The organism is Halalkalibacterium halodurans (genome assembly GCF_005671335.1).
In the GTDB taxonomy this organism is placed as follows: domain Bacteria; phylum Bacillota; class Bacilli; order Bacillales; family Bacillaceae_D; genus Halalkalibacterium; species Halalkalibacterium halodurans.
On sequence record NZ_CP040441.1, the window covers coordinates 2,466,873 to 2,489,932 of the forward strand.

Annotated in this window: 24 protein-coding genes; 4 read left to right on the top strand and 20 right to left on the bottom strand. The window is 44.3% G+C overall.

Features of this window, described 5'->3' with window-relative positions:
- Positions 1-131: 131 nt before the first annotated feature.
- The 3 genes from ald to FED51_RS11925 form a co-directional block, all read right to left on the bottom strand.
- A complete protein-coding gene (gene ald, locus FED51_RS11915; RefSeq protein WP_053431002.1) occupies positions 132-1,268 on the bottom strand; it encodes an alanine dehydrogenase in 1,137 nt (378 codons plus the stop codon).
- 177 nt (positions 1,269-1,445) lie between these two features.
- On the bottom strand, positions 1,446-1,868 hold the full coding sequence (locus FED51_RS11920) for a hypothetical protein (protein WP_233443822.1): 423 nt from the start codon (positions 1,866-1,868) through the stop codon (positions 1,446-1,448).
- Positions 1,869-1,934: 66 nt separating this feature from the next.
- Positions 1,935-2,732 (bottom strand): class I SAM-dependent methyltransferase, encoded by a 798-nt coding sequence (locus tag FED51_RS11925; protein WP_053431001.1) that lies wholly within the window; start codon positions 2,730-2,732, stop codon positions 1,935-1,937.
- 172 nt (positions 2,733-2,904) lie between these two features.
- Between FED51_RS11925 and FED51_RS11930 the strand changes: the two genes are divergently transcribed.
- A complete protein-coding gene (locus tag FED51_RS11930) occupies positions 2,905-3,360 on the top strand; it encodes a DUF2621 domain-containing protein (RefSeq protein ID WP_053431000.1) in 456 nt (151 codons plus the stop codon).
- Between the two features lie 20 nt (positions 3,361-3,380).
- Here FED51_RS11930 and FED51_RS11935 read toward each other — a convergent pair whose 3' ends face one another.
- On the bottom strand, positions 3,381-3,890 hold the full coding sequence (locus FED51_RS11935) for a CcdC family protein (protein WP_010898489.1): 510 nt from the start codon (positions 3,888-3,890) through the stop codon (positions 3,381-3,383).
- Between the two features lie 283 nt (positions 3,891-4,173).
- Between FED51_RS11935 and FED51_RS11940 the strand changes: the two genes are divergently transcribed.
- Positions 4,174-4,329 carry an aspartyl-phosphate phosphatase Spo0E family protein gene (locus FED51_RS11940; protein ID WP_010898490.1) on the top strand — a complete coding sequence of 52 codons (156 nt, stop codon included), beginning with the start codon at positions 4,174-4,176 and terminating at the stop codon, positions 4,327-4,329.
- A gap of 5 nt (positions 4,330-4,334) precedes the next feature.
- Here FED51_RS11940 and FED51_RS11945 read toward each other — a convergent pair whose 3' ends face one another.
- The 8 genes from FED51_RS11945 to FED51_RS11980 form a co-directional block, all read right to left on the bottom strand.
- Positions 4,335-6,134: an ABC transporter ATP-binding protein gene (locus FED51_RS11945; RefSeq protein ID WP_010898491.1), complete on the bottom strand. Its 1,800-nt coding sequence runs from the start codon at positions 6,132-6,134 to the stop codon at positions 4,335-4,337.
- Entirely contained in the window at positions 6,131-7,888 is a 1,758-nt protein-coding gene (locus FED51_RS11950; RefSeq protein ID WP_053430999.1) for an ABC transporter transmembrane domain-containing protein, read from the bottom strand. The genes FED51_RS11945 and FED51_RS11950 overlap by 4 nt, the downstream gene beginning before the upstream one ends.
- Before the next feature lie 73 nt (positions 7,889-7,961).
- Positions 7,962-8,180, bottom strand: coding sequence for a YneF family protein (locus FED51_RS11955; protein WP_010898504.1), 219 nt, complete (start codon positions 8,178-8,180; stop codon positions 7,962-7,964).
- Positions 8,181-8,314: 134 nt separating this feature from the next.
- A complete protein-coding gene (gene sirA, locus FED51_RS11960) occupies positions 8,315-8,755 on the bottom strand; it encodes a sporulation inhibitor of replication protein SirA (protein ID WP_010898505.1) in 441 nt (146 codons plus the stop codon).
- Positions 8,756-8,986: 231 nt separating this feature from the next.
- The gene (tkt, locus tag FED51_RS11965; protein WP_053430998.1) at positions 8,987-10,987 is read right to left on the bottom strand and encodes a transketolase; all 2,001 of its coding nucleotides are present in this window, start codon (positions 10,985-10,987) and stop codon (positions 8,987-8,989) included.
- 190 nt (positions 10,988-11,177) lie between these two features.
- A complete protein-coding gene (locus tag FED51_RS11970) occupies positions 11,178-11,417 on the bottom strand; it encodes a DUF896 domain-containing protein (RefSeq protein ID WP_053430997.1) in 240 nt (79 codons plus the stop codon).
- A 90-nt stretch (positions 11,418-11,507) separates the two neighbouring features.
- A complete protein-coding gene (locus FED51_RS11975; protein WP_010898508.1) occupies positions 11,508-12,161 on the bottom strand; it encodes a YneB family resolvase-like protein in 654 nt (217 codons plus the stop codon).
- A 24-nt stretch (positions 12,162-12,185) separates the two neighbouring features.
- The gene (locus FED51_RS11980; protein ID WP_010898509.1) at positions 12,186-12,389 is read right to left on the bottom strand and encodes a hypothetical protein; all 204 of its coding nucleotides are present in this window, start codon (positions 12,387-12,389) and stop codon (positions 12,186-12,188) included.
- A gap of 151 nt (positions 12,390-12,540) precedes the next feature.
- On the opposite strand from FED51_RS11980, the gene lexA reads away from it, so the two are divergent.
- A complete protein-coding gene (gene lexA / locus FED51_RS11985; RefSeq protein ID WP_053430996.1) occupies positions 12,541-13,164 on the top strand; it encodes a transcriptional repressor LexA in 624 nt (207 codons plus the stop codon).
- A gap of 302 nt (positions 13,165-13,466) precedes the next feature.
- On the opposite strand, the gene FED51_RS11990 is transcribed toward lexA, so the two are convergent.
- From FED51_RS11990 to spoVK, 5 genes are all read right to left on the bottom strand, one after another.
- The gene (locus tag FED51_RS11990; RefSeq protein ID WP_010898511.1) at positions 13,467-13,715 is read right to left on the bottom strand and encodes a ferredoxin; all 249 of its coding nucleotides are present in this window, start codon (positions 13,713-13,715) and stop codon (positions 13,467-13,469) included.
- A gap of 977 nt (positions 13,716-14,692) precedes the next feature.
- Positions 14,693-16,042 (bottom strand): type I glutamate--ammonia ligase, encoded by a 1,350-nt coding sequence (gene glnA / locus FED51_RS11995; RefSeq protein ID WP_053430995.1) that lies wholly within the window; start codon positions 16,040-16,042, stop codon positions 14,693-14,695.
- Between the two features lie 224 nt (positions 16,043-16,266).
- Positions 16,267-17,544, bottom strand: coding sequence for a methionine gamma-lyase family protein (locus FED51_RS12000; RefSeq protein ID WP_053430994.1), 1,278 nt, complete (start codon positions 17,542-17,544; stop codon positions 16,267-16,269).
- An 18-nt stretch (positions 17,545-17,562) separates the two neighbouring features.
- A complete protein-coding gene (gene hflX, locus FED51_RS12005) occupies positions 17,563-18,819 on the bottom strand; it encodes a GTPase HflX (protein ID WP_083445507.1) in 1,257 nt (418 codons plus the stop codon).
- Between the two features lie 90 nt (positions 18,820-18,909).
- Positions 18,910-19,857 (bottom strand): stage V sporulation protein K, encoded by a 948-nt coding sequence (gene spoVK / locus FED51_RS12010; protein WP_053430993.1) that lies wholly within the window; start codon positions 19,855-19,857, stop codon positions 18,910-18,912.
- Between the two features lie 158 nt (positions 19,858-20,015).
- Here spoVK and FED51_RS12015 point away from each other — a divergent pair, with 158 nt between their 5' ends.
- Positions 20,016-20,993, top strand: a complete 978-nt coding sequence (locus tag FED51_RS12015; protein ID WP_175414325.1) for a tyrosine-type recombinase/integrase — start codon at positions 20,016-20,018, stop codon at positions 20,991-20,993.
- 31 nt (positions 20,994-21,024) lie between these two features.
- Here FED51_RS12015 and hfq read toward each other — a convergent pair whose 3' ends face one another.
- From hfq to FED51_RS12030, 3 genes are read right to left on the bottom strand one after another with little or no spacing between them, the layout of a single operon-like run.
- Positions 21,025-21,261, bottom strand: a complete 237-nt coding sequence (gene hfq / locus FED51_RS12020) for an RNA chaperone Hfq (protein ID WP_010898519.1) — start codon at positions 21,259-21,261, stop codon at positions 21,025-21,027.
- Between the two features lie 33 nt (positions 21,262-21,294).
- On the bottom strand, positions 21,295-22,239 hold the full coding sequence (gene miaA, locus FED51_RS12025) for a tRNA (adenosine(37)-N6)-dimethylallyltransferase MiaA (protein ID WP_053430991.1): 945 nt from the start codon (positions 22,237-22,239) through the stop codon (positions 21,295-21,297).
- A gap of 48 nt (positions 22,240-22,287) precedes the next feature.
- Positions 22,288-23,058 (bottom strand): class I SAM-dependent methyltransferase, encoded by a 771-nt coding sequence (locus tag FED51_RS12030; protein WP_053430990.1) that lies wholly within the window; start codon positions 23,056-23,058, stop codon positions 22,288-22,290.
- Between the last annotated feature and the right edge of the window lie 2 nt (positions 23,059-23,060).

The window sequence follows — 23,060 nt, forward strand, 5'->3', positions numbered from 1 at the left end:
GGAATTTGAAAATTGACGAGATTGGAATCGATCTTTCACGACAATCTTCGAATATTTGTCCACTCAAAAACATTGAATGACAAAGCGCAAGAAAAAAGGTGACAATGTTTCGTCACCTTTTTTCCGACACCTTATACATTTTCAACAGAAAGCCCGCTTAACGCGCTTTCCACAGATTGATAGTCATATCCTAAGTCTCGAGCTACTGCCTCATATGTTACCCATCCGTTCGCCGTATTGACCCCTTTGGCCAATGCTGCATTTTCGGCAATTGCACGTTTAACACCTTTATTCGCAAGTTGCAATGCATATGGCACCGTCACATTGGTAAGTGCAATCGTCGATGTTCGCGGAACCGCCCCTGGCATGTTGGCTACAGCATAATGGACAACGCCATGCTTCGTATAGGTCGGTGCATCGTGTGTTGTAATCCGATCGACGGTCTCAACGATGCCCCCTTGGTCAATCGCCACATCCACGATGACAGAACCTGGCTTCATTTGTTCAACCATTTGTTCGGTTACAAGCTTCGGTGCTTTCGCTCCCGGAATGAGCACAGCCCCAATGACTAAATCTGACGCGGCTACTGCTTCGGCGATGTTCATCGGATTGGACATAAGCGTTTGAATGTCGGTTCCATATAAATCATCCAATTGGCGCAAACGTTCAGGGCTCAGATCAACGATCGTTACATCTGCGCCAAGTCCCATTGCCACCTTTGCAGCATTGGTCCCAACGACACCTCCACCAATAATCGTTACTTTCCCGCGGGTCACTCCTGGGACGCCAGAAAGAAGAATGCCTCGTCCGCCTTTTGGTTTTTCCAAAAATTGAGCACCAATTTGCGCTGCCATCCGGCCAGCGACTTCACTCATTGGTGTTAAGAGCGGCAAGCTTCGGCCTACTTGAACGGTTTCGTAGGCAATCGCTGTCACTTCATTTTCCACAAGTGCCTTTGCTAACTCGGGCTCCGCTGCTAAATGTAAGTACGTAAATAAGAGTAAACCTTTTCTAAAGTAACCATACTCTTGTGGTAGAGGCTCCTTCACTTTCATGATCATATCCGCTTTTGCCCAAACAGATGCTGCATCGTTCTCAATTGTCGCCCCAGCTTCTCCATAATCAATATCATCAAATCCACTTCCAGAACCGGCACCTCTTTCGATAAGCACTTGGTGGCCTGCTTGAACGAAGCTCATCACACTGGCAGGTGTCATTGCGACTCGATTCTCATTATTTTTGATCTCTTTCGGTACCCCGATGATCATTACATTCTCCCCCTTTTTTCTAAAAATCTCAATTTATTGTTAGTATACTCGCAATCTATACTGCTGGCTTTGTGCATCCGTCGAAATTCTGATAAAGTCTATTTGTGTTCCGGACACAAACGAACAAGCATTCTTATGTTGATAAAAAAAGAACACCTGCTCAAATCGAAGCAGATGTTAAAAATAGCGAAAGATTTTTAGCGCAAACATGGCGATAATGGCCACCATTAGGAACAAGCTATGCTTTTTCAAGTTTGTCACAAGCACTGCTCGTTCCTCACTTGACTCTTGATTGTCCTTTAAGAGCCGAATCCCTTTTGCCGTCAATCCAAGCCATGCACCGATGGCAATCCATAACACGATGACCCCCCACACCCAAAGGCTTGTCCAATCAGCAACCATAAGTAAGCCGCTTACGACACTAACAACAAGGGCGCCATGGGCTACCAAAAGAATAGGCTGATAGATCGAGAGGAGCTTTTGAAAGCTCTCTTCTCTGTCTAGTAAGCTCCCTTTAATCAAATAAGGGAGTGGAATCAAGATGAAAAAGACGAGAGCTACCAACACATGTATACCGTAGCTAATAATGTATGTCACCACTTACACCTCACCTGCTGCCGTTATCCAAACATACAGCTTTATCTTAAATGAAAACGACAGCACGGTCTATGATGAACCTTTATTTTTTACCGTTGGCTTTCTCGCCTTCATTAAAATCGATTCACCTCTAAAGGAGTACACTCTTCCATCCTCCACGACAATTTTGAACTTTTGATAATATTCGGTTGGCTTGCTTTTGATAAAGTCGGAAAGCTCCTGTTTCTTTTCTGTTGTAACGTTCATCCGGTCACACCAGTCTTCAAAGATGAACGTTTTATGAAAACAGTGGAGTTCTTCGAGTTCAAATCCGGCTTCTTCAAGCATTTTCAACCAATCTGACTTTTTCCAGGCGCGATGATGGCTATAATCTCGCTCTTTTTCTACATAATTGTAGAAAACATCAAAGGCATCGTTTTCTGGAGCGCTGTTATCAACCAATAACAACTGTCCCCCTTTTTTTAACACGCGATAGGCTTCGCTAACAAAAGATGCAGGATTGGGAAAATGATGAGCCGCAATTCGACATGTAACGATATGAAATCGTTCATCAGTAAAAGGCATTTGTTCAGCATCACCTTGTACGTACTCCACCTGTTGGTGACCGTTCCCCTCAATAAATGCTCGCGCTACTTTTAAAATATCTTCCGTTAAATCGAACGCAACGACCTTTTTTACAAACGGAGCGAACGCATTGGCCACATGCCCGCCGCCAGTTGCCACATCGAGAACCTCCTCGTTCCCTTTTAGCGCTGCGATTTGCATAAACTTGGCCAAGTCGCTTCCTTTCGCATGGATCTGACTTGTCACGTAACGTTCCGCGCTTTTGCTGAATTGTGATTGCACTTTGGCTTTATGCTCCTCCACTCTTACAAGCTCCTCCTTTCGCTAAATCAAAACAACCATTGTAGAGGGCCTACAATTGTGTCATTTATCATGTTATCATGAAGTACTTGCAAATTTTGCCGAAATTACAGATAGCTGAATCTGTCTTTCGTTTATGGTACGATAGTCGAGAGAATAGTAGAGGTGAAATGTCATGTCAACATGGTTTATGTGGTTTATCGTACTATGGACGATTGTGTTGATCACATTAATGTTCATCGGTGGCTACTTTATGTTCCGCAAGTTTTTAAAGCGACTGCCAAAGGAAGACGGAAAATCGATACTGGATTGGCAGGACTATTATATCGAAAAAACCCTTCATCTATGGGGAGACGAGGAAAAGGCTTTTCTAAATGAGCTCGTGGAACCTGTTCCCGAGCTGTTTCGGGATGTGGCAAAAGGGAAAATTGCTGGGAAAATTGGAGAGCTAGCCTTGGACGAAGACGCAAGCCGCATCGACACGGAGCTGATTATTCGCGGATACATTTTGGCCACTCCGAAACGAGATCATAAATTTTTGCGAAAAAAATTAGCAGAGCTGAACATCGATGTGTCCCCATATGAACCTTTATTTGAGCAACATAGCAAAAAGACAAGCGCTTCCAACTAGCGAAGAGCTTGTCTTTTTTCCTACGTTTCTGCTGGAATGATCGCCTTGTTGCGATTTTCCTTTCTCATTTGCTTTTCTAACTTCTTATACGATACGTACATGGCGACTCTCCATGGAATGATCATCCCATATGCTAATAGAAAAAACATCCCCGCCAACTCTTCGAATTGAATAGAATCCCCGATGATCAATTTAAACGCAATTCTCAAAATCAATAAGCCAATTAGGATAAACACAAAGGCTTTTGATCGCTTTAAATAGATGTGATCCCCACGAATTTCGAATTTTGACGTTTTAATGAGGAACAAGGAAAATATCATACCAACGCAAAGCGCCTCTAACACTTGCCAGCTGGATGGACGGAACGGTGGGTAGACAAACATGAAAAACCCAGTTGACATAAAAAATGGTGGCAAGATAATTTTCTTAACCGTTGCTGGCCGTTTGGATGCTTTTAATCGGATAATCAGTACCATTGTCGCCATGAAAATGGCACCGATGGTAGACAGGAGCACATATGTGTCATTCATAGTAGCTCCCCCCTTTCTTCGTTCGGGAAGCATCTCATAGTTTACCTTACAAGAAAGTCCATATTCTTTCAATGGTCGCATAAGGAAAAACGTACTCTATTTGTCATTTTCCCAAAGAATATTCATGATCCTTTCCATTCTTTTAGACAATTCCTAAGTTTTGGTTGAGCTTTTAATTGAGATCTAATCCGAGCCTCAGTATAATAATGTAAAGAATGTCACATTGATCGCAAGAGAGCACACAACTTCATTATAGCATGACCGCGGAAAGGGATCCTTATTAATGATAGGTGAAAAACAATTACGCCGGTTAATTGAACAAAAGCGAAACCAGCTGATTCAAGCTGGTTTAAAAAACGGGCTAGGTCATTCGAAAACATTAGAAAAAAGCAAGGAGCTTGACAAACTTCTAAATGAGTATAATAAAGTCAAATCATAGCACACTTAGGACAGCAGTGCTTCTCCTTGTTCATCCCCTTTTTGCAAAACATACATTTTTTGATAAAGTCCCTTTTTGGCAATGAGTTCATCATGAGTTCCCCGCTCTACAATTTCTCCTTGGTGAAGAACGAGAATTTGATCTGCATCCTTTATCGTCGACAATCGGTGAGCGATCGCAATCGTCGTCCGTCCTTGTTTCATTCGCTCAAGTGCTTCTTGTATTGCTTCTTCCGTCTCCGTATCCACACTTGCCGTTGCCTCGTCCAAAATAAGAATCGCCGGCTCACGGACCATGGTACGAGCAAAGGAGAGCAGTTGTCGTTGGCCACTTGAAAACGTTGCTCCCCGCTCCGTCACCTTTGTCTCATAACCATGAGACAGCCGCTCGATAAATCCATCCGCCCGAACAAACGAGGCAGCCCGCTTGATCCGATCATCGGAAATGGCTTGATCATACAAACGAATGTTGCTCGCAATCGTTCCTGTATAAAGAAACGGATCTTGCAAAACAAGCCCGACCTTAGCGCGCAGCTCATTATTTTCAAAGGACGTGAGCGGTTTACCATCGATGAGAATTTCCCCATCCTGCAACGGATAAAATCGCATTAGCACATTGATGATCGATGTTTTTCCACTACCCGTATGGCCGACTAGGGCGACTGTCTCTCCTTTTTTCACCGTGAACGAAATGTTTTTTAAAACGTTTGTTTTCCCGTCATAGGAAAAGGAAACATTCCGGAATTCCACATTTCCTTCCCCTATGATCGCTGGATGTTCATTCCCCTCACGATCTGGAGCTAACTCCCGATGATCCATCAGTTTAAAGACGCGCCCCGCTGAGACAATCGCTTGCTGAAACATAGAAAGTCGCATCATCATTTGATTAACCGGCTCAAAAAAACGGTCTAAGTAATTGACGAAGGCGTAAACGACACCAATTTCAACCGCTGTGTCCATAGACATGATCCCAAAATAACTCAAAATCAACATAAGCGCCAAGATGGACAAGACATCAACCGCTGGACGTAACAATAAACCGTCCAGCTTCATGCTTTTCATTCCCGCTAAAAAATGCTCGTCGTTAATGGCGCTAAATTCTTTCCGCATCCGCCGTTCTTGGCGAAACATTTGAATGATAGCCATCCCTTGAATCGATTCGTTTATTCGTCCATTTAAGAGACTTAGTTTTTCGCTCATATCTGCATAAAACCGAGAACTATATTTTCGGTACACTTGCATTAAAGCAAAAATGAGTGGTAGAAGAACAAGACAGTAAATGGCCAAGGTCACATTTAAATAAAACATGGCGGCAAAAATACCAATTAAGAATATGATATTTTGCACAAACGTCGCTAAAACCGTCACATACAATTCTTTAATAGACTCCGTGTCATTCGTTATTCTGGAGACAAGCCCTCCTGCAGGTGTTTGGTCAAAAAAGGAAAGACCGAGCCGTTGCACGCTCGAGAACACGTCAATCCGCAGTCGCTGAACAATGGACAAGGCAACTTTTTGAAACAAAAATAGTTGATAATAATCGATGATGACAGCTGTCAAATGAAGGACAAGATAGCCAGCTCCAAGGAGAAAAAGGACGTCTGTTGGAAAATAGCGTGGCGTTAAATAATCATCGATAAAAATCTTAACGATGATCGGCCCGAGTAGCTGAGCACCTGTGGCAATAAACAGTAACAGAAAAGCGACCATGAGCTGTCCTTTATAATGGGCCGCATACGACAGCAACCTTTTAAAGACAGTGCGCTGTTCTTTACTTGATAACACGCGATCTTTATGATCTATCATGACGAACGCCCTCCTTTCTCTACAAGGGTTTCGAGCTGCTGTCTTTCATACATGTTCCGGTACCAACCGCCAGCTTCCATTAACGTTTCATGCGTTCCTCGTTCAACGATACGCCCATCATCCATTACAAGGATATGATCCGCATGTTTAATCGCGCTTAATCGGTGGGCGGTAATGATCGTCGTCTTCCCTTTTCGTTCTGCTCGTAACGATGATAAGATCGCTTCCTCCGTTTTCGCATCGACTGCAGACAAAGAATCATCGAGGATGAGAATATTCGGGTTAGCAAGCAATGCACGGGCAATTGAAACGCGCTGTTTTTGTCCGCCGGAAAGGGTCACGCCTCGTTCGCCTACGACGGTATCATACCCTTGTTCAAATTGTATGATATCGTCATGAATATGGGCTAATTGGCTCACTTGGATGATTTCTGAAATCGTGGCATCCGGTTTGGCAAACGCAATGTTATCCGCAATCGTAGCAGAAAAGAGAAAGTGGTCTTGCGGCACGGTCCCAAAGGCAGCCTTTAGCGCGTCCAGTGTATAGTGTTCGATCGGTCGACTGTCAAGGATAATCGTCCCTTGCTTTATGTCATACTCTCGCTGTAGTAAACGGAGAAGGGTCGTTTTCCCAGCTCCTGTTTTCCCTACGATTCCTAACGTTTCTCCCTCACTCAATTCAAACTGAACGTCAGCTAAAGCCGGCTCCTTTTGATTCGGATAAACAAATTGATCGATCGCAACGTCTACGTGTCCTGTCGGCGGAACATGAATGCGTGCCCGGCTGTCGGTAATCTCTTGCTTTGCTTGCAAAAGCTGTGACACGCGATTATAGGAGGCACGGCCACGTTCGACAATGTTGAATAAAAATCCGAAAGCAAGCATTGGCCAAATAAGCAAGCCTAAGTAAATCGTAAAGCTCGTTAATTGTCCGATCGTTAACTGTTCAGCAATAACGAACCTGGCGCCGAAAACGATCGCGAGAAAATAGGAAAGACCTACGATCAATGAGATGGTCGGGTCAAAAAGAGCATCCACTCGAGCCACAGCTACATTTTTCTTCACCACATCATCTGATTGTTTGCGAAACGCCTCAATGTCTTGTTCCTCTTGTCCAAATGCTTTTGTTACCCGAACCCCTGTCACACTTTCTTGCACCTTATCATTTAATGAGGAAAACGCTGCTTGGGCATGGTGAAAGCGCTTATGTAATAACGATCCATAATAACTTGTAAGAAGCGCCATAAGAGGCATCGGGAGCAAGCTAATCAAGGTAAGCTCCCAGCTAATCGTAATCGCCATTGTAAGGATCACGAATCCACCCATCGTTAGCGAGTCGACTAGAGTGAGTACCCCTTGCCCCGCCGTGGCTTGAATTGCACGAATATCATTGGTGGCATGGGCCATTAAGTCTCCTGTCCGATGCTTTTGATAAAAGGGAGCGGCCATGTTCGTAAAATGGGTATACAATTGATTACGAAGAAGCCGAGCCAAACGGAGAGAAGCGCCAAAAATCATGACCCGCCAAAGGTAGCGTGCAACATAGACAATGAGCGCAAGCGCCGCCAAAACCCCAATCCATTGGAGCAACACTGGCATCGTTAATGTCCCCTCGTAAATATGATCAACAATGATTCCGACGACACGCGGCGGGACGAGTGTTAATAAAGAAACAATCGCGAGCATGACAATACCAAACCCGTAAGATTTTTTCTCCTGTTTAAAAAACCACCATAAATCAACGAAAACTTTCACCAGTTCTCCACCCCCAGATTTGACAGACCTTCTATAGACGAAAAAACACCCCAGTCTAGAGGTGTTTTGAGTTTTATTTACTTTGCTGCTTCTGCATCGCTTTCATCATTTGATTAATCTTCTTCTGCGAAGGGTTTTGCCCCATTTGCATTAACATGACGCGAAGCATTTGCTCATTGATGGGTGGGTTTTTCTTCAAATAGGACATCATCGTCTTACGAGCAATAAAAAAGCCAATCGCAATACCGATGACAATACCTAATGTAATCCAAAGTAAGATCATCCAGTTCATACGTCCAAAAATCCTCCTTCAAACTGTCTCAAGCCAGGCTTGTCCTGACCAATCTTATTTATTATAGCGTACATCCTATATTTTTAAAAGAGTGAGATATGAAAAAATTCCCTACCGGAGGATCGGATCATCGTTTAGACGAGCTTCACTTGCCTGACCGGATTTAGCCATCCATACCGCATACGCTGCACATCGATGGCAAAAAACGCTCCTCGCACTTTTCGCAACGCTTCAAATAAAGTGGTTTCAGCATCAATCGTCCCCTCGCTCGTTAACAATAAGCGATCTTGTTGAATGAACAGTTCGGCTTGTGATTCAGAACGGCTCGCATAAAGGCGAAAGGTGGTCTTCGTCTTTTCCACCGTAAAACCAGCTGGCTGTAAATGGTGAAGAACATGCTGAAGATGAAGCGTCGGTATCGCTTCTGTAATATATTGAATTTGTTTTTTTATTAACGCTTCATTCACCTTTGTGGCATGCTCTTTTTCTAAAAAGAGATGAAACAGTTTGCTCTCTTGTCCAAAGTATTGCCGAGCCACCTCGTCGACGATTAAATACAACTCGTACTGTCTCACGCTCACCACGTCCCCTTCATGTATTCTTTTCAATAGTATACTGCTTCTTTGAAAAAGACCTTGTCTGAAAGTGGAGCAAGAGAACACTTTTTTTGTCGAAAGCCTACTTTTTCTGAAGAAAATGCTCTAAAAGGACAAATAGATGCTCTCTTCTTTATTATTTTGATTTTTCAAAAAAATACTCAGTGCGTAAAAAAGGGCCGCATGGTTTTCCATGCAAGCCCACAGTAATTATTTGTTTTCAAGGAGTGCCTTCGCACGAGCAACTACATGTTGAACGGTAAAGCCAAACTCTTCCATGATTCGTTCACCTGGGGCTGATGCACCAAAGCGATCAATCGCTACAACATCCCCTTGATTCCCTACATATTTCGCCCAGCCAAGTGAAGATCCCATTTCAATTGCAAGTCGAGCGGTCACATCGGACGGAAGTACTTCCTCTTTGTAGTCTGCCGATTGCGCTTCAAAACGATCCCAGCTAGGCATACTGACAACAGCCGCATGAATACCCTCTTTCTCAAGGGCTTCTTTGGCATTCACTGCAAGGGATACCTCTGACCCTGAAGCGAGTAATAAAAGATCAGCAGAACCATTAGCTGGTGCCAAAACGTAGGCGCCTTTTGAGACACCATCATATGCACGGTCCACTGCGCCTTCAAGAGTCGGTAAATTTTGTCTTGATAAGACGAGAGCCGTCGGTTGATCTTTACTTTCGAGTGCGAGTTTCCACGCAGCTACCGATTCGTTTCCGTCTGCTGGACGAATCACAGACAACCCTGGCATCGCACGTAAAGAGGCAAGCTGCTCTACCGGCTCATGTGTTGGTCCATCTTCGCCAACTGCAATGCTGTCATGAGTAAATACGTAGATGACCGGCAATTGCATTAAAGCAGCTAAACGAATCGCAGGGCGCAAGTAATCAGAGAAGACGAAAAATGTGGCGCCAAACACTTTCAAGCCGCCGTGTAAAGCCATTCCGTTCATGGCAGCACCCATGGCAAATTCCCGAACACCAAACCAAACGTTACGACCGCTGTAGTCATCACGGGAGAAATTAGCTTCCCCCTTAATGAGCGTTTTGTTTGAAGAAGCCAAGTCAGCTGAGCCACCAAAGAGTTGAGGGACAGTTTTCGCAAAAGCGTTCAATGCTTCACCGGATGAAGAACGAGTGGCAACTGATTTGCCGACCTCATAAGATGGCGCAACAGCATCCCACCCCTCTGGAAGATCGCCGTGAACAGCTAGTTCGAACTGGCTCGCGAGCTCAGGGTATGCTTTTTTATATTGGGCGAACAGCTCATTCCAGCTCTCTTCCTTCTCAGCTCCTTGCTGTTTGACCTGCTCATAATAAGCAGCCACTTCTTCTGGGATATGAAATTCATTTTCATATGTCCATTCATAGGCTTCCTTTGTTAACTTCACTTCGTCCGCTCCAAGAGGCGCTCCATGAGATACGGATTTTCCTCCCTTATTCGGTGAACCGAATCCGATGGTTGTCTTTACTTCAATTAACGATGGGCGCTCGTCCGCCTTCGCCTCTTCAATCGCTTTCGCAATTTCGTCTAGATTGTTTCCATCCTCGACACGAACTACGTGCCATCCATAAGCTTTGAAGCGGTCCTCTACGCTTTCAGAGAATGAATGGTGTAGGTCCCCATCAAGGGAAATATCGTTGGAATCGTACAACAAGATCATGCGCCCTAGTTTTAAGTGACCAGCAAGAGACGCTGCTTCTGCTGAAACACCTTCCATTAAATCGCCATCTCCACAAATCGTATAGGTGTAATGGTCAACGATATTATACCCATCGCGGTTGTATGTAGCAGCTAAATGACGTTCTGCCATTGCCATACCTACGGCCATTGCAACCCCTTGTCCAAGTGGACCTGTCGTCGCTTCTACACCAGGTGTATGCCCATACTCTGGATGCCCAGGTGTTTTGCTTCCCCATTGTCGGAAGTTTTGTAACTCCTCAAGCGAGAGGTCGTAGCCTGTAAGGTGTAGTAGGCTGTACAAAAGCATCGAGCCGTGCCCTGCCGATAAAACAAAGCGATCGCGATTTACCCAGTCTGGATTAGCTGGGTTATGGTTCATGAATTTCGTCCATAAACAAAACGCCATCGGCGCTGCTCCCATCGGCATTCCAGGGTGTCCTGAATTGGCTTTTTCCACACTGTCAATGGATAGCGTTCGAATCGTATTGACTGCTAACTGTTCAACATGTTTCGACATCGTCTGTCTTCATCCTTTCCGTTACTGAAAACGTTCTTTTCGCTTTTCATGATAAACGTTATCGGACGATTGCACAAGCATTCGTTTAGGATTTGTTAAAAAAAAATTCATGTAATTATTAATTAGTAAACAAATATATTAACATTTTGATTGTTAAAGAGATAGAAAACGCCAGGAATCTGTCCTGGCGTTAGTGAATGTCGTTGCGGTACTTATTTTTGCTTTGTTTTAATTTATCTGGTGTTACGTCATTTCCTGCTCCATCGACGACCGTTACCGAATGTAGTTGATTTTTAAAGGACTGACGAAATTGTTGAATGTATTCTTCACGTAATTTTTTTTGCTCGCGAAGCTCACCATCTGTCAGACCTGTTGTTTTTGCTCGCTTTGCTAGTTCATTGATCCGCTCGATTTTTTGCTTAGAAAGCATCGGTTGTTCCTCCTAACTTCTCACAATCATCCTTATCACTCTACATGAACGTTGACTATCTTGCAACTAAGGAGAACCAAAAGAATGGCCCTATTGTTCCCCATGAAGCTGCTCGTCCATATATTCTTGATAACGACGATGCACCGTTGCTTTCGAGACATTAAATCCAAGACCTTGTAGTGTTAAGGCAATTTCATGAAACGTTAGGTTTTTCTGACGAAGGCGAACGATCTCCTTGATCGGCAGTTCCTTTCGTTCTCTCCCACCAGAAACACCTTGTTTTATATTCCGTTCGGGACGATAGCCATTTTTGACGGCTTGTTTCATTCCTCGCTTGATTTTTTTGTTATGAAGCTTACGCTGATACTCTTCCACGATCGCTACAATGTCAAGGACCATTTCATCTGCTTCTGATAGCCGAAGCTCCCCCTGATCACGAATCGTATAGATGGAGACACCTAATTTTCGTAACTGATGTAACAAAGCTATCTTCGAATGCCCTCGTGCAAGCCTTGTATCATCTTGACAAAGAAGGATATCAGCTTGCCCGCGTTGGAAAGCATCTATGCATTCTAACAATACAGGCCTGTCTAGAGAAAAGCCACTTGCTCGCTCTTCCAATGTAGCAACGACTTCTAGCGCATGTTTATTTGCAAGGGTGAGAAGCTCATGCTTTTGCCGAGCTAAGGACGTTTCTTGGCTCGTCTTTTCTGTGCTGACACGACAATAAATAATGGCTTTCAATGGACATCATCAACCTATCTACTCTTAGTCATTATGCATAATCGATTCATAGACGACAGATCCTTGACCGTGAAGGTTCTCGTGTTGCTCCTCTTGTTCGTACGAGAACATAGAGGTAGAAGCAGGATCGCTATCATCAGCAAATATAAGCGTTCCGTACATCAATAATAACGTAATAAGTGCAACAACTAACAATGAAATTTCTTGGCCAGATAAACGTCTAAGCATAGAGAATCACCTCATAAGAATGTTTGTTCCCCTTTATCATAAACAAGAACACTTGTTTGTGTCAACAATAAATTAGAACTTATGTTTGCATTACATATGTTCGCATGGTATAATTTAGTCAGTATAGGAAAGAAAAGAGAGGTGCCCCACCTTGTCAAAACTATCTAGAAGACAGCAAGAAATTTTAGATTATATCAAAGAAGAAGTTCGAGCCAAAGGATACCCTCCCTCTGTTCGCGAAATTGGCGAAGCCGTTGGACTAGCTTCAAGCTCTACTGTTCATGGCCATTTATCTAGGCTAGAGAAAAAAGGGTACATTCGTCGCGACCCAACGAAGCCTCGCGCGATCGAAGTGCTAGACTTAGAGAATTTGGCATCTGAAACGACTGAAGCGAAAGCTACGTATATCCCTGTCGTCGGGAAAGTTACTGCCGGATTGCCAATTACAGCTGTTGAGAATGTGGAAGAATATTTCCCACTACCTGAACAATTAACAGCCAACGACAACACATATGCACTGCGAATTCAAGGGGACAGCATGATCGAGGCCGGCATCTTTGATGGAGATCTTGTCATTGTGCGACAACAGCAAACGGCCGATAACGGTGATATCATTGTTGCCATGACAGAAGAAGACGAGGCTACCGTTAAAAGATTCTTCCGCGAAAAAGATTACATCCGTCTTCAACCGGAAAACTCAACAATGGAACCTATTATTTTGACATCTTGTACGATCTTAGGAAAAGTCATAGGCGTATTTCGTACCATCCATTAACTTGTCCTGCCACCAATCTATGCAACGTTCTATTTGTTTATAACCCATTACACTAGAAAAAGCTCAAGGGCCCTCCTTGAGCTTTACTATTTAATTTGACTAGTACAATCGTGCTGAAGCTAAAGAAGACACAGCGATTGCCGAACCTTTAAAGGGCAGCAAATCCGTAGTTGTTCTTATACTTAACAGCTATTGTAAGCAAAAAAACACGCCAATGGTTCATGCCATTGACGTTGCTTCTTACTGTTTTTACACAAAAGTTGACTTGGCTTTAATCCGCGTTAGCTTTACATCTTGAATTATTATTCAAATTTATTGGCATCTCCTTCAAACGGTTCATCTGCTACGCGAATGGAATCGGTAGGGCAGCCTTCAAGGGCATCTTCCATGTCTTCGATCAAATCTTCTGGTACTTCGGCAACCCCTTCGTTATCGTCTAAAATGACGTATGCCAATCCTTCGTCATCATAATCATAAACATCTGGAGCAGCTGCGCCACAAGCTCCACATGCAATACAGGTCTCCTTATCCACAATCGTATACTTTGCCATTTCGATTTCCCTCCCAAGGTTGTTGTGTTCTATCTATTTATAAAAGGTAGGAACAACCATTCACTTAATATTCCGACTTTTCCGTCGGTAAGTAAAGGTGTCCCGAAAAAGCAATCACTTTTTGAAAGACCTCTTGAAGTGACTTCACCTCAAGAGGCCTCAGGAATTACATTCATACGTTTGCATGTACTGCTCACGTCCCTATAAGTGTATCCTGAGTGCGGGACAAGTTTCCTCATTCATAGAATACTCTTGCACAGTGGCCTTTTCATTTTTTGTACGTGCCTTAGGTGATAACTACATTTTACACAACATAAATACCCTTATCAATAAATAATTATTCACTAGAGCAATGTGTCGTCAACCCTCGTGTTATAAGATCTAACATTATAGTTAAGCCTTATCCTGGTATTTTACATACCAATTTATTTATGTTGTACGCTAGTGTTCAATCAATTTTCATACCCATCCTTAAAACCTTACAATCCTAAAAAACCTTAGCGATAAAGCCCTTACAAGAATGTGATAAAATCTATAGTCGATTATTTTAAAATTTTTCCCTTAAAGTCTTAACTTCTCTAAAAAATAGGACACCTAGTCAGGTATCCTTGTTTGCTCTTTTACCGCATATAATGCACTTTTCTGTATAGTAGTCATATCTATGTTTACCTTTGACCTTGCAATCGAACCAATACTTAACCCGTTTCAAGTCTTGCATCAGCTCCTTAAGGTTTATTACTTTCATTCTACCTATTATTTTACCTAGATGTAAATACTTTACTTCATTTATCTGAAAAAATTGTTATTCTTGATCACCATCCGATAAACTATTTTAACAAAATCACCTATGTTTCTAGACTTCATCAAGCCTCATCGCTCGAAGCCAATGTTTTTCTCATTTCAGGTTCCTTTTAAAGGTAAACCATTTTATAAAGTAATAAAACCCCCGAAGCCTATCGCTTCAAGGGTTTCTTAGATTAATAGGTTTGCATGTACTGGTCTCGCTCCCATGGGTGCACTTGGGTGCGGAACATATCCCATTCGATTTCTTTGGCTTCGACAAAGTGCTCCACGGCATGCTCTCCGATCGCTTCAACTAGCACGTCATTTTTCAGGAAGTTGTCGACTGCTTCTTTTAGTGTTGATGGTAAGTCACGAATTCCCTCTTCATCACGCTCTTCCTTGCTCATCACGTAAATGTTACGGTCTGTTGCTGCCGGTGGTGTAAGCTTGCGTTTGATGCCATCAAGACCAGCTGCTAGCATTGCTGCCATTGCAAGGTAAGGATTAGCGGCTGGATCTGGGCTACGAACTTCGATTCGCGTGCTTAAGCCGCGAGAAGATGGAATCCGAACGAGAGGGCTCCGGTTGCGCATCGACCAAGCAACATAAACAGGTGCCTCATAGCCTGGGACAAGGCGCTTATAAGAGTTCACAATTGGATTCGTAATCGCTGTAAAACTGTCGGCATGTTTTAAAATGCCTGCTAAAAATTGCATCGCGGTTCCGCTCAACTGGCTTTCGGTTGATTCGTCAAAGAACGCATTTTCTTTCCCGCGGAACAAGGACATGTTGCAGTGCATCCCTGAACCATTGACGCCGAAAAGTGGTTTTGGCATAAACGTGGCATGCAAGCCGTGTTTGCGAGCAATTGTTTTAACGACAAGCTTGAACGTTTGAATGTTATCACATGTCGTCACAGCGTCTGCATATTTAAAGTCGATCTCATGCTGGCCTGGGGCCACTTCATGGTGGGAAGCTTCAATTTCAAAGCCCATATCCTCCAGCTCAAGCACGATATCGCGGCGGCAGTTTTCCCCTAAGTCCGTCGGTGCGAGGTCAAAATAGCCTCCCTTATCGTTTAACTCAAGCGTTGGCTCTCCTGATTCATCATTTTTAAAAAGGAAAAACTCTGGCTCTGGACCGATGTTAAATGCTGTGAAACCGAGCGCTTCTGCTTCTTTTAGGACCCGCTTCAAAATGCCACGAGGATCACCTAAGAATGGTTTTGGTTCTTCTCCAGGCTTTCCAGGTTGGTAGACATCACAAATCAGACGCGCAACCTTTCCTTTTTCCGGTGTCCAAGGGAAGATGACCCACGTTTCTAAATCCGGGTACAAATACATGTCTGATTCCTCAATTCGAACAAACCCCTCGATGGATGAGCCATCAAACATCATTTTGTTGTCAAGGGCTTTTGGCAATTGATCAACCGGGATTTCCACATTTTTAATCGTCCCTAGTAAATCAGTAAATTGAAGTCGGATAAAACGAACGTTATCTTCTTGGGCAATGCGCAAAATGTCTTCTCTCGTAAACTTTGCCATTCGTAGGTATCCCCTTTCCTGCACTTTTCATAATAAATCGAAATTTCCGAGTATAATCCTAGCATCCTTTTGCCATCACTCGTCTTTTTTCGATCAACTTTACTACAAGTCTACTTGAAGGGTATCGATCTGTCAAATATATGCAAGATAATCTGACATAGTAATTAATCTAACAAACTTTTTTTACTAGAATCTATCAAAGGATAAACGCCTTCTTAATTCAATCAAGAAGGCGTTCCCTTTGTTTCCAGGCTAAGCATTTCATCTGCAGCTTGCATGACGGCTAGCTTTACGTGCTCGTATGTGAGCCCACCTTGAACGTACGCAATGTAAGGCGGTCGAACAGGTCCATCCGCCGTTAACTCGATGCTCGCCCCTTGAATAAATGTACCTGCTGCCATGATGACAGGATCTTCATAGCCCGGCATCGAACTTGGCTGTGGGGTGACGTGGGCATCGATCGGTGATGCCGCCTGAATCGCTTGGCAGAAAGCGATCATCTTCTCACGATCAGGAAACTGAACGGACTGAATTAAATCTGTCCGCTGTTCGTCGTAACGAGGGCTCGTCCTCATCCCTAGTTCGTCTAAAAATGCTGCAGTGAAATGAGCGCCTTTCACGGCTTGACTCACAACATGAGGAGCAAGAAACAGACCTTGAAACATTTCAAGAAGACTGTATAAGGTTGCTCCTCCCTCGGTACCAATTCCCGGTGCAGCTAAACGGTAGGATGCTTGCTTCACATAGGGTGCTTTACCAGCGACATAGCCACCAGTTTTAACGATCCCACCGCCCGGATTTTTAATAAGCGAACCAGCGATAACATCCACCCCAACGTGGCAAGGCTCTTTCGCCTCAACAAACTCACCGTAACAATTGTCCACAAACACAATGACATTCGGGTTGATTCCTTTGACAAACTGAGCCATTTGTTCGATTTCATTAATAGAAAACGAAGGACGGTCGGCGTATCCTTTCGATCGTTGAATCCCAATGACTTTCGTCCGCTCATTCATCGCTGCCTTAACCGCAGCTTTGTCCACCTTTTGTTCGGCAGTAAGGGGAACGGCATGATACGTGATGCCAAAATCTTTTAACGAGCCCCCTCCCTCTTCGCCGCGAATGCCGATCACTTCCTCAAGGGTATCGTATGGCTTTCCTGTTATGTACAGAAGTTCGTCACCTGGACGCAACAAGCCGAATAGAACGGTAGCAATTGCATGGGTGCCTGAGATGATTTGTGGACGGACGAGGGCTGTTTCGGCCCCGAAAACATCCGCGTACACCGCTTCAAGGGTTTCCCGGCCAAGATCATCGTAACCATAGCCGGTAGATGGGGTGAAATGGTGTTCTGAAACTTGCTTTCGCTTGAATGCATCAAGTACTCTTTTTTGATTCACTAGCGCTATATGTTCCACATGCTCTACATTTGATACTATTTTTTGTTCTGCGTTTCTTTTTGCTTTTTCGATGGTTTCGTGGTGTTTCCAAGTTGTGATCATACTCGCACTCCTATCCTTCTAATCCAACAGTTGCTCGGCCCACGCATGATTAGGGTGGACATATCCTTTTACTTGATAGCATTCCCGATCTTCGTCCCACTTCATTTCCGTCATGATCGTTTCTCGCCGTAGCTTGGCCAGCTTATTCCCTTCATCACTAGCCAATTCGGTTACGTATGGGGTAAACAAATCCACTAACGTCCGTTCGATCATCTGCCGTAACCGTTGAATGTCTTCTCGTTTATGAGCTGACATTTCGATGCCGTTTTGCTGATGAACGGGAATGATTGGGAGGTTCGGTTTGTCTGCCTTATTATAGACAACTAGCATCCGGGACTGGTCGACCTCCAATTGGTGTAATAATTCTGAGACGGTTTCCATATGTGCTTGCAGTTGTTCGCTGGAGCGGTCGACCACATGAAGCAACAAGTCAGCATGCTTCACTTCTTCAAGCGTGGAACGAAACGCCGCCACTAATGTTGTCGGTAATTGGTTAATGAATCCGACGGTATCGGAGAGAATGACTTCCATCCCGCTTGGCAGACGCATTTTTCTTGTCATTGGGTCAAGTGTCGCAAACAGCAAATCTTCCTCGTAAGAGTCGGATGCGGTTAAACGGTTTAATAAGGTTGACTTTCCGGCATTCGTATAACCAACAAGGGCGATCCGAAACGTTTGATTCCGCTCTCGCCGCGCTCGGTACCGATCACGGTGCTTCACCGTATGCTTTAACTGTTTATCAATGTCAGCCATTCGTTTCCGAATGTGACGCCGATCCGTTTCAAGCTTCGTTTCCCCAGGGCCCCTCGTCCCAATACCCCCGCCGAGCCGTGACAACCCTTGCCCTTGACCGACAATACGTGGAAGCAAGTAATTTAATTGGGCTAGCTCCACTTGTAGCTTTCCTTCGCGCGATTTCGCTCGGCCAGCAAAAATATCTAAAATAAGCTGTGTCCGATCAATGACACGAACCCCTAAGCGATTGGTCAAATTGCGTACCTGGCTTCCCGACAGTTCTCCATTTACAATCACAAGATCGGCTTCCTGTTCTTCCATTTTTATCGCTAGTTCATCAAGCTTCCCCCGACCAATGTACGTTGCCGGTTCAATAGCTTCTCGCTTTTGCGTCAGCCGATCAATGACTGTTCCTTGAGCTGTAAGCGTCAATGCTTCAAGTTCTTCTAGGGATGCCTCAAATTGCTCATCGGTCATGTTAGGAAGCTGACATGCCACTAAGAAAACCCGTTCCGCATTTGTTTCCTTTAAATGTTCCAACCGTTTTCCTCAATCCTTTCCAATAGTCACTGAAGTGATCATACAAAATCATAAGGCTAAGCGCAACCGCTCAGCCCCAATCTTTTTTGGCTATGGTTTTACATTCGAGGATTCAAAATGAAAGTCCTCTGCCTTTAACAATAAAAGCGCCTCTCTAGAATAGGACCCTTCCTGTAGTAAACGTACCGCCTGCCTACGAATCGCCTCCTCGATCATGTTCCGAATGTAACGTCCGTTGCTGAACGTTCTCCCTTCATATTGGCGCACTTTCGTGACATGCTCACGAATGAGATGTTGCGCCCGTTTCGTCAATTGGTATTCTCGCTCCTTCACCATGTTCTTCACAATTTGCATAAGCTGATCAGTCGTGTAATTAGGAAAATCCATCGCAATTGGAAAGCGGGACGGCAATCCTGGATTTAACGATAAAAAATAATCCATTTCATCTGAGTAGCCTGCCAAAATAAGAACGAATTCGTGCTGCTGGTCTTCCATCGCCTTTACGAGCGTATCAATCGCTTCCTTACCAAAATCTTTTTCCCCACCGCGAGCCAAAGAATAGGCTTCATCGACAAATAGGACTCCGCCTTGGGCTTTTTTAATTAATTCACGGGTTTTTTGCGCTGTATGTCCAATGTATTCCCCCACTAAGTCTGCCCGCTCCGCTTCAATGAGCTGCCCTTTCGAGAGGACATTCATGTCGCGAAAAAAACGGGCGATTAACCGAGCCACCGTTGTTTTTCCTGTGCCAGGGTTTCCTTTAAAAATCATGTGTAGCGCTTGTTTAGACGCCTTTAACCCTTGCTCTGTTCGGCATTGATTAATATAAATCCATGCATAGACTTCTTTAATTAATCGCTTGACCTCATCTAGCCCTACATATTTTTTAAGTTCTCTCTCCATTTTTTCAAGTACGTAATGCTTTTCCCGCTCTTCTTCTGAATGGAAAAAGGTTTCTTCTTCCATTTTGTTCGGTTTATTGTGTAAAATGACGTTAATACGTCCTTTCACAGATGATGAGGAAGGTGTTTGACTCAATGATGTTTCACCCCTTCTCTACGAAGCTAACGAACAATGCTAGACAGATTTATAAACGTCCCTTCTATAACTATACGCAAAACGCCCAAATTTGTGACAAACGTCTAGTCGATTTTCTACATTGGCTCAAAATGTGTCTGTTTCGAAGGGAGATGACGATGGATAACAAAATGGATGCTCTTATCGAACCGTTCCTCCTGTCCCTTGAAATGAAAGGACGCACAGCAGGTACAGTGCGTCGCTATCGCTATGACCTACTTGACTTTTTTCACTGGATGCAGGCAGAAGAGAAGGAGATTTCATTACAAGAGTGGAAGGAGCTCACGCCAGAGGAGCTGCACGAATTTTTTACGGAGCTAGGTGGAAAACGGAACTACAGCACACGAACGATTCGTCGAATTCATTCGGTGCTCCAGCAATTTGCCTTTTATTATCAGCCTCAAGGAGGTACCTCATCCCATGCGATTCACACGATCGACAAACCTGATTTATTCGTTACACCGCTCAAGGAAAATGATTGGGTTCGGAAGGAGGAATTCGAATCGTTATGTGAAACCATTCAATCTCTTGATGGCTTGACTGAGCGACAGCGGGAGGTTCGGCCAAAACTAATGAAACGGAACCTCCTAGTCGTACGCCTCTTTTACAACTATGGTCTCTCCCTTCAAGAAGTCGCTTCCTTATCAATGATCGATCTCCAGTTCGCAAAACGAACCGTGACAGTGGCAGAAGGGAAACGTGAGCAACGCACCCTTTCATTAGCAGAGGCAGACGGGAGGCTCGCATTTGATTATTGGCAGACCATCCCTAAGCCTGTCCGGCCGAGACTCCACTCGCAAGATGCGTTTTTTGTTGCCTTTGATTTTCAACGAAAAACGTATCGTTGGTCTTATGAAGGGGATGAGCCGAAGCAGTGGACAGAGATCGGGATTCAAAAAATGTTACGCCAAGACGCTTCACGAGCTGGGCTTCGGAAAAAAGTTTGCGCACAGCATTTACGGAACTCATTCATTCTCTCACAACTGGCAAATGGGACAAGTGAAGAAACGATTCGCCGAATGCTCGGGTTCACGAGCCCCTTATCGTTACGCCGTTATGTCAAAACACTTGAAACACTTCACGATCGAAAAAGCTGACCTCCTATGCGGAGAGTCAGCTTAATTTCTGTCACGATGGTTCATTTTCGGTTTTCATTTGCACATTGCGCTGCGGTGCGAACGTGGAAATGGCATGCTTATAGACAAGTTGTTGCTTTCCTTCGGTCTCAAGGATCACAGTGAAGTTATCAAAACCTTTCACCAGTCCACGGAGCTGAAAACCATTGAGCAAGAAAACGGTGACAGGTATGTTTTCTTTGCGTAGCTGGTTTAAAAAGTGATCTTGGATATTTACCGATGATTTCATTTTCGACAGTCCCCCTCTTCTTCGCTACGTTTTCTATTTCGATTTTTCTTCTAGCTTTCCTGCTATGAAATTGTGAATTTCCATAATTTTTTTGTCAAAATCGACATCGGTCATATCGAACCATGTCACATTTGCTTTATTTCGAAACCACGTTAGCTGACGCTTCGCGTAACGGCGAGAATTTCGCTTTAATGTGTCAATCGCTTCTTCCAGCGTCACGTTCCCGTCTAAGTAATCGTACATTTCTTTATAGCCAATCGCCTGCACCGATTGACAATCTCTGATTCCACGGTCGTACAGCTTTTTTGCTTCGTCTATTAATCCTTCTTCAACCATTTGATCAACCCTGCGATTGATACGATCATACAAAACGTCACGCTCCATCGTCAAACCGATCATGACGAGGTTATACGGAGAAGGGGTTTCCTCTTCATGACGCGCCTGCTCTGTCACCGTCTTTCCGGTAAGTTTGATAATTTCCAACGCTCGGATCACGCGGCGATAATTGTTCGGATGAATGGCAGCTGCTGCCTTTGGATCTACTTTAGACAATTTGTCGTGCAATGCTTGGACCCCATAGCTGCTTACAAAGGCTTCAAGTTCGTGCCGATAGTCTTCGTCTGCACGAATGTCACCGAGATTGAATTGATGGATGACGGCATTCACATACAAGCCCGTTCCACCGACAAGAAACGGAAGCCTGCCCCGTTCATGAATTTCCGTAATGAGCGGCGTGGCTAAATCTTGAAAGTCAGCTACAGAAAACGACTCGCTCGGATCTTTAATATCGATTAAATGATGAGGCACACCGTCCATTTCTTCGGCTGTGATTTTCGCTGTGCCAATGTCCATGCCGCGATACACTTGCATGGAATCACCGCTGATCACTTCACCGTTCAATCGTTTGGCAAGCATGACACTCGTCTTCGTTTTTCCAACGGCTGTCGGTCCTACGATGGCTACTAGCTTTTCTTTCATCATCTTCTCCCTTTTCTTCCATTTACAAACCTATCAAGATGAAACTTTTTACTTTTCGATATAGCCATAATGAAAGGCAGCTTGTTTTCGGCGAATGACATGGAAGCCGAAAGCTTCAAAACGCTCGCTCTGCCAGTGGTCTTTCAGCACGACCCGCCTTCTTGCTACCCGCAACGCATCGGCGATAGCCTCACGAGAAAGATCATCATATAAGGCGTGTAGCTTCATTCCTGCCATCCCTGCTGAAGCAATCGTCTGCTCAAACATCGGATCGAAGTAAACGACATCGAACGATTCATTCGCTAGTGTATGTAAAATTTTGCGGTGGCTCCCGTGAATGACCTTGATCGAGCGAAGGGCAGAAATAAAGGCAGCAGGGCCTTCGCTCCATGTTCGCATCCCTTGCTGTACGAGATAAGCGAGGGGCAGACTCCCCTCAATCCCAACTACAGTTCCTGTTTCTCCAACCACCACTTTTGCTAGCGTGCTATCCGCTCCAAGACCGAGTGTACAATCGAGAAAAGTATCGCCTACTCGTAGCTGTGCCGCATCGATTAGCGGATCATGCCCGGTTTTCTGCCATTGCTTCACGCGCACCATCGCACCATTTGGATGATAGAAAAACGGCTCCGCTGAACCTTGACGATAGAGGACATCTCGCTCTTCTCCGACGATGACCATATCTTGTTGGTACGTGTGCATTAACGTTTCAATGGAGCGTCGCTTACGCTTAACGTACGTTCCCTTTAACGCCTCTGCGTAAACGCGCCCCTTCTTTTCAAGGGTTTCTTCTTTTTTTAACCCTGTTGTGACAATCATGA

What these genes read in the sequence shown, in the direction of transcription:
- ald (WP_053431002.1), bottom strand. Translation starts at nt 1,268, where the DNA reads ATGATCATCGGGGTACCGAAAGAGATCAAAAATAATGAGAATCGAGTC.
- FED51_RS11930 (WP_053431000.1), top strand. Translation starts at nt 2,905, where the DNA reads ATGTCAACATGGTTTATGTGGTTTATCGTACTATGGACGATTGTGTTG.
- FED51_RS11935 (WP_010898489.1), bottom strand. Translation starts at nt 3,890, where the DNA reads ATGAATGACACATATGTGCTCCTGTCTACCATCGGTGCCATTTTCATG.
- FED51_RS11940 (WP_010898490.1), top strand. Translation starts at nt 4,174, where the DNA reads ATGATAGGTGAAAAACAATTACGCCGGTTAATTGAACAAAAGCGAAAC.
- FED51_RS11945 (WP_010898491.1), bottom strand. Translation starts at nt 6,134, where the DNA reads ATGATAGATCATAAAGATCGCGTGTTATCAAGTAAAGAACAGCGCACT.
- FED51_RS11955 (WP_010898504.1), bottom strand. Translation starts at nt 8,180, where the DNA reads ATGAACTGGATGATCTTACTTTGGATTACATTAGGTATTGTCATCGGT.
- tkt (WP_053430998.1), bottom strand. Translation starts at nt 10,987, where the DNA reads ATGTCGAAACATGTTGAACAGTTAGCAGTCAATACGATTCGAACGCTA.
- FED51_RS11970 (WP_053430997.1), bottom strand. Translation starts at nt 11,417, where the DNA reads ATGCTTTCTAAGCAAAAAATCGAGCGGATCAATGAACTAGCAAAGCGA.
- FED51_RS11980 (WP_010898509.1), bottom strand. Translation starts at nt 12,389, where the DNA reads ATGCTTAGACGTTTATCTGGCCAAGAAATTTCATTGTTAGTTGTTGCA.
- FED51_RS11990 (WP_010898511.1), bottom strand. Translation starts at nt 13,715, where the DNA reads ATGGCAAAGTATACGATTGTGGATAAGGAGACCTGTATTGCATGTGGA.
- glnA (WP_053430995.1), bottom strand. Translation starts at nt 16,042, where the DNA reads ATGGCAAAGTTTACGAGAGAAGACATTTTGCGCATTGCCCAAGAAGAT.
- FED51_RS12000 (WP_053430994.1), bottom strand. Translation starts at nt 17,544, where the DNA reads ATGATCACAACTTGGAAACACCACGAAACCATCGAAAAAGCAAAAAGA.
- FED51_RS12015 (WP_175414325.1), top strand. Translation starts at nt 20,016, where the DNA reads ATGGATAACAAAATGGATGCTCTTATCGAACCGTTCCTCCTGTCCCTT.
- hfq (WP_010898519.1), bottom strand. Translation starts at nt 21,261, where the DNA reads ATGAAATCATCGGTAAATATCCAAGATCACTTTTTAAACCAGCTACGC.
- miaA (WP_053430991.1), bottom strand. Translation starts at nt 22,239, where the DNA reads ATGAAAGAAAAGCTAGTAGCCATCGTAGGACCGACAGCCGTTGGAAAA.
- FED51_RS12030 (WP_053430990.1), bottom strand. Translation starts at nt 23,058, where the DNA reads ATGATTGTCACAACAGGGTTAAAAAAAGAAGAAACCCTTGAAAAGAAG.